Source organism: Mesorhizobium sp. M1088, assembly GCF_040318575.1.
In the GTDB taxonomy this organism is placed as follows: Bacteria; Pseudomonadota; Alphaproteobacteria; order Rhizobiales; family Rhizobiaceae; genus Mesorhizobium.
The window spans coordinates 35,065-49,697 of record NZ_JAMYMO010000035.1; the positions used below are offsets into that span (position 1 = coordinate 35,065).

14 protein-coding genes are annotated in these 14,633 nt (G+C 63.1%); 9 read left to right on the plus strand and 5 right to left on the minus strand.

The window, feature by feature from the left end; translation table 11 throughout:
- Complete coding sequence (locus NKH49_RS27315) at positions 1–1,167, minus strand: ATP-grasp domain-containing protein (RefSeq protein WP_352928768.1); 1,167 nt, start codon at positions 1,165–1,167, stop codon at positions 1–3.
- Positions 1,168–1,846: 679 nt separating this feature from the next.
- Here NKH49_RS27315 and leuA point away from each other — a divergent pair.
- The 4 genes from leuA (at position 1,847) to NKH49_RS27335 (ending at position 7,289) form a co-directional block, all read left to right on the plus strand.
- A complete protein-coding gene (leuA, locus tag NKH49_RS27320) occupies positions 1,847–3,583 on the plus strand; it encodes a 2-isopropylmalate synthase (protein WP_352928770.1) in 1,737 nt (578 codons plus the stop codon).
- 142 nt (positions 3,584–3,725) lie between these two features.
- Complete coding sequence (locus NKH49_RS27325) at positions 3,726–5,522, plus strand: tetratricopeptide repeat protein (protein WP_352928772.1); 1,797 nt, start codon at positions 3,726–3,728, stop codon at positions 5,520–5,522.
- Positions 5,523–5,733: 211 nt separating this feature from the next.
- Positions 5,734–6,537, plus strand: a complete 804-nt coding sequence (locus NKH49_RS27330; RefSeq protein WP_352928774.1) for an alpha/beta fold hydrolase — start codon at positions 5,734–5,736, stop codon at positions 6,535–6,537.
- Between the two features lie 134 nt (positions 6,538–6,671).
- Positions 6,672–7,289, plus strand: coding sequence for a hypothetical protein (locus NKH49_RS27335; protein WP_352928776.1), 618 nt, complete (start codon positions 6,672–6,674; stop codon positions 7,287–7,289).
- Positions 7,290–7,364: 75 nt separating this feature from the next.
- Here the strand turns inward: NKH49_RS27335 and NKH49_RS27340 are convergent, their stop codons facing one another.
- A complete protein-coding gene (locus tag NKH49_RS27340) occupies positions 7,365–8,297 on the minus strand; it encodes a metallophosphoesterase family protein (RefSeq protein ID WP_352928796.1) in 933 nt (310 codons plus the stop codon).
- A gap of 53 nt (positions 8,298–8,350) precedes the next feature.
- Between NKH49_RS27340 and NKH49_RS27345 the strand changes: the two genes are divergently transcribed.
- Positions 8,351–8,848: an NUDIX domain-containing protein gene (locus NKH49_RS27345; protein WP_352928778.1), complete on the plus strand. Its 498-nt coding sequence runs from the start codon at positions 8,351–8,353 to the stop codon at positions 8,846–8,848.
- A gap of 306 nt (positions 8,849–9,154) precedes the next feature.
- On the opposite strand, the gene NKH49_RS27350 is transcribed toward NKH49_RS27345, so the two are convergent.
- Complete coding sequence (locus NKH49_RS27350; protein WP_352928780.1) at positions 9,155–9,304, minus strand: hypothetical protein; 150 nt, start codon at positions 9,302–9,304, stop codon at positions 9,155–9,157.
- Between the two features lie 119 nt (positions 9,305–9,423).
- Positions 9,424–10,413 carry a glutathione S-transferase family protein gene (locus tag NKH49_RS27355; RefSeq protein ID WP_352928782.1) on the minus strand — a complete coding sequence of 330 codons (990 nt, stop codon included), beginning with the start codon at positions 10,411–10,413 and terminating at the stop codon, positions 9,424–9,426.
- Positions 10,414–10,694: 281 nt separating this feature from the next.
- On the opposite strand from NKH49_RS27355, the gene NKH49_RS27360 reads away from it, so the two are divergent.
- The 4 genes from NKH49_RS27360 to NKH49_RS27375 all read left to right on the plus strand — a co-directional run bounded on the left by NKH49_RS27360 (position 10,695) and on the right by NKH49_RS27375 (position 13,364).
- Positions 10,695–11,249: a GNAT family N-acetyltransferase gene (locus NKH49_RS27360; protein WP_352928784.1), complete on the plus strand. Its 555-nt coding sequence runs from the start codon at positions 10,695–10,697 to the stop codon at positions 11,247–11,249.
- A gap of 63 nt (positions 11,250–11,312) precedes the next feature.
- Positions 11,313–12,074 carry an SDR family NAD(P)-dependent oxidoreductase gene (locus NKH49_RS27365; RefSeq protein ID WP_352928786.1) on the plus strand — a complete coding sequence of 254 codons (762 nt, stop codon included), beginning with the start codon at positions 11,313–11,315 and terminating at the stop codon, positions 12,072–12,074.
- Positions 12,075–12,090: 16 nt separating this feature from the next.
- Positions 12,091–12,852, plus strand: a complete 762-nt coding sequence (locus NKH49_RS27370) for a HugZ family pyridoxamine 5'-phosphate oxidase (protein WP_352928787.1) — start codon at positions 12,091–12,093, stop codon at positions 12,850–12,852.
- Between the two features lie 173 nt (positions 12,853–13,025).
- Positions 13,026–13,364 (plus strand): ArsR/SmtB family transcription factor, encoded by a 339-nt coding sequence (locus NKH49_RS27375; protein ID WP_352928788.1) that lies wholly within the window; start codon positions 13,026–13,028, stop codon positions 13,362–13,364.
- An 89-nt stretch (positions 13,365–13,453) separates the two neighbouring features.
- Here NKH49_RS27375 and NKH49_RS27380 read toward each other — a convergent pair whose 3' ends face one another.
- The gene (locus tag NKH49_RS27380) at positions 13,454–14,458 is read right to left on the minus strand and encodes a L,D-transpeptidase (protein WP_352928789.1); all 1,005 of its coding nucleotides are present in this window, start codon (positions 14,456–14,458) and stop codon (positions 13,454–13,456) included.
- Positions 14,459–14,633: the final 175 nt, after the last annotated feature.

The window sequence follows — 14,633 nt, forward strand, 5'->3', positions numbered from 1 at the left end:
TCACGCCTTTTCCGCATGGATGTAGTCGACCGCCCGGCGCAGCGCCTTCGGGTCGGTGGAGCGCAGCTGATAGGCGTAGTTTCCCATGGCGCGGCTGAAAACCTCCTCGATGGCGTGATGATGGACGATCATGCCGCCATAGGCGGCCAGCACGTCGGCATGGCTGTGCACATAGTTGAGGTGCCGCTTGCGGCTGGCATAGGCGGTGAAATACTTGCCCCTGTAAGGGCCGCCGGCGGCGTCCTTGACCACCATGTCGGCCCATGCGGCATAAACATCGATATCGAAGGTGTAATTGATGGCATCGGTCATCCAGGCGCCAGGCGGCCGCATGTTGACCTCCAGCGCGATGACCCTGTCGTCCCTGGTTTCGAACAGCTCGATGTGGAAGAAGCGCTCGCGCACGTCGAACGCCTTGAGGATTTTCCTGCCGGCCTCCTCGACCGCCCGGCTGATCTCGGGAAAACAGACATAGCTCATATGTCGGTCGCGGTTGACCACCTCCATGACGCTCTGGTCGTAGCGGTGGCTGGCGGCCAGCACCACCTCGCCGTCGCGGTTGACCAGCCCGTCAAAGGTCACCACCAGCCCTTCGATGAATTGCTCCATGACGAAGCTGACGCCTTCCGGCTTGTCCCTGAAGAAGCTGTCGAGTTCGCCGGCGTTGGAGATTTTGAAAGTGTTCGAGGCGCCGGAGCCGGAATCCGGCTTCACCACCACGGGATAGCCGACGCGGCGGATGAAGGTCATGGCGCCGGCGCGGTCGGAGCACTTGCGTTGCGGGATGGTTTCGACGCCGCTCTTGCGGAAGAACGCCCGCATGCGGCTCTTGCGTTTCAAATTCTTGACGAAGTCGAGCTTGGTGCCGAAGATGTTGAAGTCGGTGCGGATATTGGCTTCCAGCTCCAGCCAATGCTCGTTGAGCGATTCGAACCGATCGACGCGGCCCCATTTGTGGATGAAATGGCCGATCGCCCGGAACACCGGCTCGTACTCCTCCATGTCGTCGATGCGGTAATATTCCGAAAGGGCTGCCTTCAATTTGCCGTCCAGCGCATCGAACGGCGCGTCGCCAATGCCGAGCACGGTGGCGCCGGCCTTCTTCAGCCGGTCGCAGAAATCGGCGCCATTGGCTGGAAAATGCGGCGAGAAGAACACGAAGTTCATGGACGATCCCTCCCGGCGGCAAGCCATCGCACCCCGCCGACAATCGACTCTGGCGCATTTGCCGGGCTCGGGGAAGAGCAACTGGATCAGGTGAGCGGCTGGGCCCGCGAAAGGTGACGCCAAAACCGTGAAATAAAAAACCCGCCTCGACAGCGGGTTCTCGGCGCCAGTCAGCACCATACCCAAATTAGTAGCATAGCTGCCGGCACAAAGCAAGAACAAAGTTGCTATAATTAGGAAAAATCGCTTCATGTCGGCGCCGCGCCTTCATTGCAGCTTGGGTTCCTCTCCCCCGTTTCGCGACGGCGAGGAACCCAGGTCTTGCGAGGCTGGAATAAGCAGCTTCACCCATCTCCCATGCCCCCACTTGCCTCGCTTTGCCCGCTCCTGTATGAAATCCGCCATGAGCCTGCGCGCCACCTCTTTTGCGTCCCGTCCGACCGGCATTGCCGGCCAGACCGTTCGCGCGCTCGCCTCCACCCTGCTGCTTCTCGGCCTTATCGGCGATCGCCGGGTTCGCTGAAGGAGCGCCCGGCGGTCGAATTCGCCGCTCACGCGCACGCTCCTTGGCCAGTTACAAAATTGGCACGTCACATCAAGCGAACGAAATTCTGGTAAAGGCGCCGCTCGCCACCAATCCGCCTGAAGCTGGATCCGCGAGCCGCCGGGAGAAAAGACGATGAACGCACGAGAAGATATCCGTCTGAATGTAGAGGAAACCGCCAGCCCCGCGAGGGGCATGCCGGATGCTGCCCGGAAGTACCAGCCCTATCCGACCGTCGGTCTTGCCGATCGCACCTGGCCCTCGAAAGTGATCGACAAGGCGCCGATCTGGTGCTCGGTCGACCTGCGCGACGGCAACCAGGCGCTGATCGATCCGATGGGCCAAGAACGCAAGGCGCGCATGTTCGCCCTGCTGCTCGACATGGGCTTCAAGGAGATCGAGATCGGCTTCCCGTCGGCCTCGCAGACCGACTTCGATTTCGCCCGCTGGTGCATCGAACAAGGCAACGTGCCCGCCGACGTCTCGCTGCAGGTGCTGGTGCAGTGCCGGCCGGAACTGATCACCCGCACTTTCGAGGCGCTGAAGGGCGCCACCAACCCGATCGTCCATTTCTATAACTCGACCAGCGAATTGCAGCGCCGCGTCGTCTTCGAGAAGGACGTCGCCGGCATCAAGCGCATCGCCACCGATGCGGCCAAGATGATCACCGACATGGCGGCCAAGGCCGGCGGCGGCTACCGTTTCGAATATTCGCCGGAGAGCTTTACCGGCACCGAGCTCGAAGTGGCGCTGGAGATCTGCAACGCGGTCACCGAGATCGTCAAGCCGACGGCGGAGAACAAGCTGATCATCAACCTGCCCTCCACGGTCGAGATGTCGACGCCCAACATCTACGCCGACCGCATCGAATGGATGTGCCGCAACCTCGACGATCGCGAGAACCTGTTGATCTCGCTGCATCCGCACAATGACCGCGGCACCGGCATCGCCACCACCGAACTCGGCCTGATGGCGGGCGCCGACCGCGTCGAAGGCACCCTGTTCGGCAATGGCGAGCGCACGGGCAATGTCGACATCGTCACGCTGGCGCTCAACATGTACACGCAAGGCGTCGATCCCGGGCTCGACTGCTCCGACATCAACCGCATGAAGGACGTCTACGAATACTCCAACCAGCTGAAGATCCCCGAGCGCCATCCCTATGTCGGCGAGCTCGTCTACACCGCCTTTTCCGGCTCGCACCAGGACGCTATCAACAAGGGCATGAAGGCGCTGCGCAAGGCCAACACGCCGCACTGGGAGGTGCCCTATCTGCCGATCGACCCGGCCGATGTCGGCCGCAGCTACGAAGCCATCATCCGCATCAACTCGCAGTCCGGTAAGGGCGGCATCGCCTATGTGCTGCATGCGGATTACGGCCTCAACCTGCCGCGCAACCTGCAGATCGAGTTCAGCCAGGCCATCCAGGCGATCACCGACGCCGAAGGCAAGGAGGTGCCGGCCAGGCGCATCTACGAGCGCTTTCTCGACACCTATGTCGACCAGCCCGGCGCGCGGCTGAAGTTCCTCGACCACCACACCTACCCCGACACCGAGGTCAAGGGCCGGCGCGTGGTTGAAGCGGTGATCCTCGACAGGGGCAAGGAGGTGACCATATCAGGCACCGGCACCGGCCCGATCGACGGCTTCGTCGATGCGCTGTCGCGCCATGTCGGGGTGCCGATGTCGGTGCTCGATTATTCCGAGCATTCCATGCAGCGCGGCTCGAATGCCTCGGCCATTTCCTATGTCGAGATGGAACATCCGGGCGGCAAGCTGTTCGGCGCCGGCATCAACACCAACATCGTCGCCGCGTCGCTCGAAGCCGTGGTTTCGGCCGCCAACCGCATCGTCGGCCGAAAGGGCGGCTAGCCGGGACTGCCACGCCCGCGCATCAGCCCACCGGAAATTTTATCCGGTGGGTACGCTATCGCACCATAAGCACATGCTTGTAAGGCGCCGCCAGCGCGATATGATTGTACCTCAACTGTGCCGAATTCGAAGGGATCGACACTTGCAGCATACCACGCCTGCCGCCCCCGCAGTGCGCGAAACGCTGGAGCGATTGCTTGCCAGCGAAACGTTCGGACGATCCGAGCGCGCGCGCAAGCTGCTCCGCTACCTGGTCGAGCGCGAGCAGGCAGGCGAAGCCGACAGGCTCAAGGGCTTCTCCATCGCGATGGACGTGTTCGGCAAGGACGGCGATTTCGATCCGTCGACCGATGCGGTGGTGCGGGTGCAGGCCGGCAGGCTGCGCGAGCTTCTGCAGCAGTATTTCGCCAATGAGGGCGTTGCCGAACCGGTCCGCATCGCCATTCCGCGCGGCGGCTATGTTCCGTCCTACGAACTCAACGCCATTCGCTTGCCGGCGGAGGTGGAGCCCAAGGCAGAAAGCAAGCCGGAGCTGGCAACAGAGGAAGCGGCGACGACCGCCCCGCCCGGATCGCTGGAGGACGCCCGCAACCGGGCACATCCGGCCGCATTGCTGAGCGTTCCAGCCGTCGCCCCTGCTGCTCCTTCGCTGCAACGCCATTTGCAGTTCTTCTGGCTGGCGATCGCGCTGGTCATCCTCATGCTGGGTGTGCTGATCCTTCGCCAGGGTAGCGTGGTATTGCTGACCGGCGGCGACACGGCGGTCGAGACCGCGGTGGCGACCGGCAGCATAGCAGCGCCTCCGGTTGAAAACCTCCCGCAGGTCTACATCGCCATCAAGGCCGACAGCGACCTGGCTCGCCGTGTCGCCGCATCGCTGCGCGCCGGCCTCAGCGGCTTCGATACCATCAATTTCATCGGCCGTGATGCCGACAGCCCGCCCGATCCAGTAACCGACGCCGCCAGCTTCGTATTCGATGTCCTGCCCGGGCCGCGTAGCGGCGACATCATGCTCGAGCTGCAAAGCGTGGCGACCGGCCGCGTGCTGCTCTCACGCAACCTGACCGCCGGCGACAGCGCGAACACCGCCATCGAGGACCAGATCTCCGGCATTTTGACCTCGGCTCTTCCCGCCTCGGGCACGATCTACAACTACATCGAGCAGAGCGGCATCCAGACCGGGCTGACGGCGTGTCTGGTGCTCAACGGCAAATATTATCTCGACCAGAATGCCAAGACGCATGAAGCCGCCTACCGCTGCCTCGAAGATCTTGCCAACCGGGAGGCGAAGTCGTCGCTCGTCTATTCGGAACTCGCTTCCTTGCATCTCGAAGCGGTCACCGACCACTATCCCTACCCCGCCGACGCGACGATCGACAAAGCGATGACGTTTGCCCATCGCGCCATCCAGATGGGCCCGACCAGCCCCTACGCGCACCGCGCCCTTGGTTACCTCAATTCGCGCATGGGCGATTCCGCGGAATCGATCCGCTGGATGCGCAAGGCCTATGAGCTCAATCCCTACGATCTCGCAATGGCCGCCGCCTATGGCTACGGGCTGGTTTTCGCCGGCAAGTACAGCGAGGGCGCCCCGATCCTTGCTCACGCGGTGGACATCGCCAGCGCCCATCCGACATGGTGGGATTACGGGCTGTTCGCCGGAGAGTTCATGATGGGCGACATGAACAGGGCGACGCTTGCCAGCGACGGCTTGCGAACGACTGAAATGAAATCGCATTATCTGGCGGCGCGGCTGATCGGCGCCAAGGCTGCCGGCCGCGAGAAGCTGGCGAGCAGGCTGCTGCAGGAACTGACCACCAAATTTCCGAAATTCGCAGCCGATCCGCGCACAACCTTCGTCGAGCGAAGATATCCCGCCGATCTGACCAACCGGCTGGTGGAGGCCCTGCGTGCCGCCGGGCTTGGCGGCGCCAGCTGACGTCTCCCGGCGCGTGCACGACGTCAGGTGATCGCGAAGATTTTACTGGCCATCCGGACGGCCAAAGCGCAATTCAGACACAATTTGAACCGGCCAATCTGATCCTGCATAGATTGATCTCCACATAAGTCTGACCTCCCGCAAAGACTGATCCTCGCATAAGACCGCCCCGGCATCCTGATTGATTCCGGCACCAAGCCATAAAGTTTGCATGACCCCATCCCTTTACGCTGCCGAACGGGGCGCCGGCCCGACAACGATCGCCTTCCTGCATGGTTTCGGTGGCTGCCACGACGACTGGCGCGATGTGGCCGAGTCTCTGGCGCCCGGCGCGCGGACCCTGGCCTATGATCTGCCGGGACATGGGCTGTCGCTCGATTTTCCGGGCGGCGGTCCGGCCAGGATTGCAGCCAGTGCCGTCCTTGCGGATCTTTCCGCTCGCGGGATAAAGCGGGCCCATCTCGTCGGTCATTCGATGGGCGGCGCGGTGGCCGCCCTGATGGCATTGAGCGAGCCCGAAAGAATGGCGTCGCTGACGCTGCTGGCGCCGGGCGGTTTCGGTCCTGAGATCAATGGTCCGCTGCTGCGTCGCTACGCCGCCGCTGCCGGCATGGATGAAATCCGCGCCTGTCTTGCCGCCATGTCGGGACCGCAAAGCCGGCTGCCGCAGCATAGGGTCGAACTCGTCAGCGAGATGCGCCGGCGGCCCGGCCAGTTGCGTACACTTGTCGAGCTCGCAGCCGCCATGACCAGGGATGATCGGCAAGGCGTCATCCCGAACGAGCGGCTTGAAACGCTGAATATGCCAATCATGGTGGTTTGGGGAACCGACGACGCGATGCTGCCCGTCAGCCAGGCGGACAGCGTGCCGAAGCATTTTCATCTGCACCACGTGCTGGAAGCCGGCCATATGCTGGTCCAGGAAGCGCCCGGCCTGGTCGTCGAGGCCGTCCGTCGCAATATGCGGCGCCGCAGCAGGCGACTTCGTCCAGGATTCGCCGCTGCGGCGAGCTGATCGGTCCTCGCGCAGGCACGGCGGCGGCGCTTGTGCTCATCCAGCGAACCGCTTGCCGGCCCGTCGATCTCGCAAGTGCATTTTGCCGGCGGCTGTGTTAATTCGGTGTTAACCAAACCCGCGAGGCAACGCCGATGAAGGACGCAGGCGAGAACATCACCCAGATCGATCAGTCGCGAAAACTGTCCGATGCCATTCGCGACGTCAAAAACGCCTTCGCCGACCGCGACGACGTCGTCGTCGAGATGCGCGAAGCGCATCGCATGCGGCTCGATCTGCTTGCCGCCGAACTCGCGTCGGTCTTCGCCGACGTGCCCACCGACATGGACAGTTTCGACTTCGCCGTCTCGTCCGGCCTGCAGCCACGGCTGTGGATCGACGCCGTCAGCCATGTCGCCATGGGACGCGACCGTCGCACCTACCGCTTTCTCAAGGACACGCGCATTGGCCGCGTCGTGCTCGCCGAGTCGACCGAGATGAAGGTCGTTGCCGATCAGGTGACGCGCTATGTCGCCGAGCGCGTCGTCGAACGCCAGAGGATGATGGAAGGCGGCATCGAGCAGGCCGTCGCCGGCCTGAAACGCGCCCTGGTGGCGGAGGCTGAGCCGCCGCTGCATGTCCCTGCGCGCAGCAACGGCTGGTCGGCGTTCTTCTCGGGCCTCGGCCTGATCGCCGCCGGCGCCCTGGTCGGCCTGGCGATTTCGCTCGTGCTGTTCTGGGACCGCATCGTCGCGATGAAAATCAGCTTTTAAAGCATTTGCAGCCAAGTGATGTCACTTGGCGTCGCAGAGTGCGGCTGACGACCGGCGAGACGCTCCCATCTGAGTTCACCGCGCCCCGGCAAGCGACGCCTCGGCCCCCACGCCAAGCTCCATTGTCTGCAGGTCGCTGGGCGGCAATGCCGGCCCGGTCAGGCCGCGGCGCGTCAGCCTGATCCGCCAATTGTCCTTTTCACCGTCGATGTCGAGCAGATTGTATTGCGCCGGCGGATGCGAACTGCCGGGCGCTTGCCCGGCGGCGGCGACCCCGACCACCGGGATTTTGGCCCTGCGGGCGCCGATGAAGAAGAGCGACGGCACATGCGAATGGCCGTGCAGCACAAGCTCGGCACCATGCCGGTGAAGAACCTTGTGGAAGCGCGAGATGCCGAACAGCCGCTTGTTCTGCGAAACGGCGCCGCGCACCGGCGGATGGTGGATCATGATCACCCGGAACAGGCCGCTCTTGCCTGTGGCGTCGAGCATGCCGCGCAGCCGTTCCGCCTGGCCCTCCAGAAAGAAGCCGTTGGCCATGAATGGAGCCGTGGCGCGCGCCGTCGTGACGCCGACCAGCGCAACATTGCCGCGTACGCGCAAATAGGGAAAGGTGTTGCGGTCGACCGGCGTATTGACGCCGTCGCCGGTCATCCACGCCGCCCAGGACCGGCAGGTCTTGTCGAAGGCGCCCGGCACATAGGCGTCATGGTTTCCCGGCACGACCGACACGTCATTGGGCGAGCCCAGCGTCTCCAGCCAGTGCTTGGCCATCTCGAGCTCGCCGTCGAGCGCCAGATTGACAAGATCACCGGTGATGGCGAGATGGTCCGGCCCGCTGGCCTTCATGTCGGCGACGATGGTGTCGATGACGGCATCATGCATGTAGCGGCGGCGGTTGCGCTGCCAATTGACGTAACCGACCACGCGCTTGGAGGCGAGATCGCGATAGGTTACATCGGGAAGCGGCCCCAGATGGACATCGGAAATATGCGCGAGCCTGTACATCTTTTCTTCATAGGCGAGCCGCGCGCGGCTTTCCACTCACGGTTTCGCGGACGATGACGCCGGATCCGGAGCAAGCCCTACGCCAGACCGGCTGGCCGGGCTTCAGGGCGAGGCTGTTTCACCTGTATTTCGTACTGCGGCGGCCGATGACGCTCGGCGTGCGCGGCTTGATCCACGACCGCCCCTCCAATTCCGTCTTCCTCATCCGCCACACCTATGTCCCGGGCTGGCACCTTCCGGGCGGTGGCGTCGAGTTGGGCGAGACGATGATCGAAGCGCTGACACGCGAAGTCTTCGAGGAAGGCAACATCGCGCTGACCGGACCGCCGGTGCTGAAGTCGCTGCATTTCAACCGCCGCGCCAGCCGCCGCGACCATGTCGGCCTCTATCTGGTCGAGGAGTTCAACCAGACAGCGCCCAAGCTGCCCGACCGCGAGATCGCCGAAGCCGGCTTCTTCCCGCTCGACCGCTTGCCCCAGGGCACGACACCGGCGACGCTGCGGCGGATTGCCGAAGTTTTGGGGGGGAATTCGGCATCGCCTTACTGGTAGATCATCTCTTCAACAGCTTTGGCTGCGTCGGTATAGACCGGCAGCATTCATTGTTCTCAGAGAGATAAATGCTGAGCGATGAGGAGAAAAAATGCAACACAGCCAAAACGATAGATTTAGAATCGCGCTCTGTGTATCACTTTACACGGGAATTAATGTGATAACATTTTCAGTTATAGCGTTAATTTCGACAATAGTTCTTGGGATAGATCCATACATGTTAGCAAAAGTTGGAAGATTCATCCAATTCACAATACAATTAGTTGCGGCATTCGTGACATATTTCGTTTTTATAAAGCGACATGCTCAGCTTTTTACTCGCACTGAATTCTGGAAAATGGTCGGCTTCTCAACCCTGATAGAAATGATTTTGGGAATGGCTGTGCTTCTGCCGTCGGGATTGTTATGCGCAATCCCGCCCCAGATGTCGGTCGTGATCGTCATGATCAGCGGCATCGTTGCGTTCCTTGCAACGTCGCTCGGCTACTCCAATCGATTTGGAAATACCATATTGAAAGCTGAACTCGTTAGAAGGGCAAAGATGGACTCCGAGACCTTCCGCTAGATCGCTGATTTCACGCCGCCTTCCTGAACCTGTCCCGGTCATGCGGCGCGCCGTAGTCCAGCTCCGGCCCGACCGGCACGATGCGCGTCGGGTTGACCGTCTCGTGGCTGCCGTAATAATGCGACTTGATGTGGTGCAAATTCACCGTGCCGGCGACGCCCGGCACCTGGTAGAGATCGCGCAGGTAATTCGACAGGTTCGGATAATCGGCGATGCGGCGCAGATTGCACTTGAAATGGCCGACGTAGACCGGGTCGAAGCGGACCAGTGTCGTGAACAGCCGCCAGTCCGCCTCTGTGATGCGGCCGCCGACGAGATAGCGCTGCCTTGACAGACGGTCCTCCAGCGTGTCGAGCGCCGAGAACAATTCGCCGAACGCCTCCTCGTAGGCGGCCTGCGTGGTGGCGAAGCCGGCACGGTAGACGCCGTTGTTGACCGCGGGATAGACCAGCGCATTGATCGCTTCGATCTCGCCGCGCAACGGTTGCGGATAAAAATCGAGCCTGGCATCGCCCCATTCGTCGAAGGCCGAATTGAGCATGCGGATGATCTCGGCGGATTCGTTGGAAACGATGGTCTGCTCGCGTTTGTCCCACAGCACCGGAACGGTGACCCGGCCCGAATAGCCGGGATCGGCCCTGGTGTAGATCTGGTGCAGGAAATCGAGGCCGTAGAGCGTGTCGCCGGTAGCGCCGTCCTCGGCCAGGAACGTCCAGCCGTCGGCGCCCATGAAATGATGGACGACCGAGACGGAAATCACGTCCTCGAGTTTTTTGAGCACGCGAAAGATCAGCGTCCGATGCGCCCACGGGCAGGCGAGCGAGACATAGAGGTGATAGCGGCCGGGCTCGGCCTTGAAGCCGCGTTTTCGCCCTTCGGCCGGCGTGCCGTCGCGGGTCACCCAGTCGCGCCACTGCGACTGCGCCCGCACGAACCTGCCGCCGCTCTCCCCGGTATCGTGCCAGCGGTCCTGCCATTGGCCTTCGACTAGCAATCCCATGCAATATCCTTTCGCGTTCCTACCCGATGTAGGGCACCAAGCGGCGCCGCGGAAATCCCCGATGCTGAACAGATCGTCAACGGCTGCGTCGTCGAGTGCGCGTCGGCTGCGCGGGCCGATTGCGGCGGCTGAAAATTGGTGCTAGCGGACATCCGCATGTTCGACTTTGCCGTGATCCGGTTCGACCGACGACGAAAGAGCGCCCGCGCTTGATGAAGCGCTGACTGGCGAACGCTGCCGCTTGCAGCAAACCTTTCCTCGCATACCGGAACGCAAAGACCATGAGCCTTGCCGACTTGAAATATCTGGCCGACGTGAAATACCTGCCGGAAACTCCGGCGCACGATCCTGAAATCGAAGCCATCAATGACGAGGCCTTCGGGCCAGGTCGTTTCGTGCTCGCCGCCTACAAGATCCGCCAAGGTGGCCCGCATGAACGGGCTTTGTCCTTCGTGGCCGTCGATGGCACAATCGTCGTCGCCTCGGTACGGATGACGCGCATCGCCGCCGGCGCTGGCCGCGCGCTGATGCTCGGGCCGCTCGCTGTGCGGCCGGCCTTCAAAAATTTCGGCATCGGCCGCCGGCTGGTGGCAATCGCGCTGGAAGCCGCCGCCAACGCCGGCGCGCCGGCGGTGATGCTGGTCGGCGACGAACCCTACTACGGCCCGCTCGGCTTCAGGAGGCTGCCGCGCGGGCAGATCTCGATGCCGCGTCCGGTCGACCCCGATCGGCTTTTGGCGCACGAGATCGTGCCGGGCGCGTTGGCGAGGCTGGCGGGCGAGGTTTGCCACGCCGACCAGGCAAGCATTGCCGCGCACATCGCCGCGATGGCATGACCGTGCCGGCGCTGTCGCACGGTGGCTTGGCGGCATAGTCTGGACACGGAGGAGGACGTCGAGATGAACCCGAACGGCCAGATTGCGATCGTCACCGGTGGCGGCTCCGGCCTTGGCGAGGCGACGGCGCGCGCTCTTGCCGCCGGCGGCGCCAGGGTTGCCGTCCTCGATCTCGGTATCGAGCGTGCGGCCAAGGTGGCGGCTGACATCGGCGGCATCGCCGTCCGATGTGATGTGAGCGACGCCGAGAGCGGTGCCGCCGCAGTCGCGGAAGCGGCAGAGACGCTCGGCGCACCGCGCATCCTGGTCAATTGCGCCGGCATCGTTGTCGGCATGAAGACGATCGGCAAGGACGGACCGCATCCGCTCGATCAATACCGCAAGGTGATCGAGGTCAATCTGATCGGCACCTTCAACATGATCCGCCTGGTCGCCGACCGCGCCGCCAGGCTCGAGCCGCTGCAGGGCGGCGAGCGCGGCGTCATCGTCAACACCGCGTCGGTCGCGGCCCATGACGGCCAGATCGGCCAGGCCGCCTATTCCGCGTCCAAGGCCGGCGTCGTCGGCATGACGCTGCCGGTGGCGCGCGATCTCGCCCGCTCCGGCATTCGCGTCTGCACCATCGCACCCGGCATCTTCAGGACGCCGATGATGGCCGGCATGCCGCAGGAGGTGCAGGATTCGCTCGGCGCCGCTGTGCCCTTCCCTTCCCGTTTGGGCGAGCCTTCGGAATACGCGGCACTTGCCTTGCACATCATCGAGAACCAGATGCTCAACGGCGAGACCATTCGCCTCGACGGCGCCATCCGCATGGCGCCGAAATAAATGCGACGGTGATGCCTTGGACGAACCCAGGAAAGACGTGATCCGCGCGACCGATACCGAGGCGATCAGGCTGGCAAAGACGCTGATCCGCAGCGCCCGTTTCGGCGCGTTGGCAGTGCTCGAACCAGGAACCGGTTCGCCGCTGGCCAGCCGGGTCGGCGTCGCCACAGACATCGACGGCACGCCATTGATCCTGGTATCGATGCTGTCCACCCATACCGGCGCCATCCTTGCCGACCCGCGCTGCTCGTTGCTCGTCGGCGAACCCGGCAAGGGCGATCCGCTGGCGCATCCGCGATTGACGCTCGTCTGCCGCGCCGTGCGGCTCGAACGCAGATCGAACGAACACGCCCGTGCCGAGCGGCGCTACCTCAACCGCAACCCCAAGGCAAAACTCTATGCCGGGCTCGGCGACTTCTCGATTTTCCGGCTCGAACCGGAGCGCGCCAGCCTGAACGGAGGCTTCGGCAAGGCCTATCTGCTCGACCGCACCGATCTGGTCGCGACGGGAGCGATCGTCGAAGAGCTTGCCGCCGGCGAGCAATCGGCGCTCGACCACATGAACGCCGACCATCTCGATGCGATTGCCCTCTACGCAAGTCATTTCGGCGGGGCCGAGAGTGACGGCTGGATCGTCACCGGGTTCGACGCCGACGGGATGGATCTCATATCGGGCGACAATGTCTGTCGGGTTTTCTTCCCCGAGCCGCTGAGAGCGGCGCGCGACCTCAGGCCTGTCCTGGTTGACATGGCCAAGGCTGCCCGATCGGCAAATTAATCACAGCCGCACAGTTAATCGGCTTGAGTGGAAAGCAAGCCTTGAGATTTGAGCGAAATGTTCTACCTTTGCGAGTGACGCTGAATCGCTGGCGTGCATCTATAGGGAAAGTCTATGGAATCCGACGCTATTGCCCCCATAGCGGCGGATGAGCAAGAAGGCATGGGGGATCTATGGTCTCGAACAAACTAGTCGCCAACGCCGGAACCGCGGCTGCGTTTCTGACGCTGATGGGCAACGAAAAACGTTTGTTGATCATGAGCTATCTGGCCGAGGAAGAGATGTCGGTCGGCGCCATAGCCGAGAAGGTATCGCTCAGCCAATCCGCCCTGTCACAGCATCTGGCCAAGCTCAGGGCTTCCGACCTTGTCGAGACCCGCCGCGACCGGCAAATGATCTATTATTCCTGCAAGTCCGCGGCGGTGCGCGAATTGCTGCACATGCTGGACGGCATTTTCGGCGAAGGTGAACTGTCGCAGATGGCTCACCGGCTGCGTCGCGCCGGGACCTGAGCGGCCGAGGCGGAGAATGCCCCGCCAAATCCGCTTTGCTGCCAAGTCCGCCTTGCTGCCAAGTCCGCCCTCCTGCCAAGTCAGCCTTGCTACTGAACGCGCTCGTCGGCGGCCTGCGCAATCTCGTCCTTGAACTCGACATTCGTGCCCGGCTGCACCATGGAGGCAAGGTCTTCGGCATCCCAATTGGTCAACCGGATGCAGCCATGCGAAAAGGTCGTGCCGATCTTGCCTGGTTCGGGCGTGCCGTGGATGCCGTAGCTTTCGATGGAGAGGTCGATCCAGACCGATCCCACGGGATTGTTCGGCCCGGCAGCGATGGTGAAGGGCCGCTTGGTCTTGACCCCCTTGAAAGCGAAGTCCGGATCGTAATGATAGGTAGGGTTGTGCACCACGCGCCTGACCTCCGCCATGCCGCTTGGCGCCGGCTTCTCCTCGCTCCCAATCGAGGCCGGGTAGACCGCCAGCCATTTGCCGGCACGGTCGAGCACACGCACCAGGCGAGCGCCCTTGTCGACCTCGACGGTGGCGACGCCGGCGGGAGGGTCGCCTCTGCCGACATCAGGCACCACCAAGGTCCTGCCTGGTTTCCTGAGGCTGGTGCCCGGATTGAGCATTCGCAGCAATTGGTCGCTGACGTGGAAGCGCTCGGCCAACCTCTCCACCGCATTGCGGTAGCCGAGCCGCCGCAAGCGGGCCATCCTCTCCAAGCGAGCCGGAATACGCCTGGTGAAAGGTCCGCGCACATCCTTGCGCATCACCTCATAGCTCACCAGCACCGGCCTGGCGGAGGTTGCGATGAGTTTGCTCCAGGTTTGTGGACTGAGCTTGCCCTCGGGCGGAAGTCCGTTTGCCGCCTGAAACGCGGCGACGGCCTTGGCGAAGTTCTGGGAAAGGCGCCCGTCGATCAGGCCCGGCGAGAAGCGGGCCCGATCCAGAAGGATCTGCGCCTTCAGCAGCATCGGATCGACACCCTTCGGTTCGCCGATAGTGAATTGGGCCTGATTGACGGTGGCTGGATCAAGCTTGGCCGCGCTGGCCACGCCACATGCAAGGGCAAGCGTGGCGGTAAAGACGAGGAGGAGCCTGATCATCGATGTCCTCCCAGGACCGCAGCAGGAGCCCGCCTCTATGACGCGGCATGGCCCCGTGGGGTTCCTTCGCCCCATCGAAATTCTGCATTGAAGCGGCTTGGCCGAAGTGCCGTGCCGCGGGAATCAATATCTCCATGCCGCCAGGAGGCCAGGCAAGGCGTCTCGGCCCGGCGCC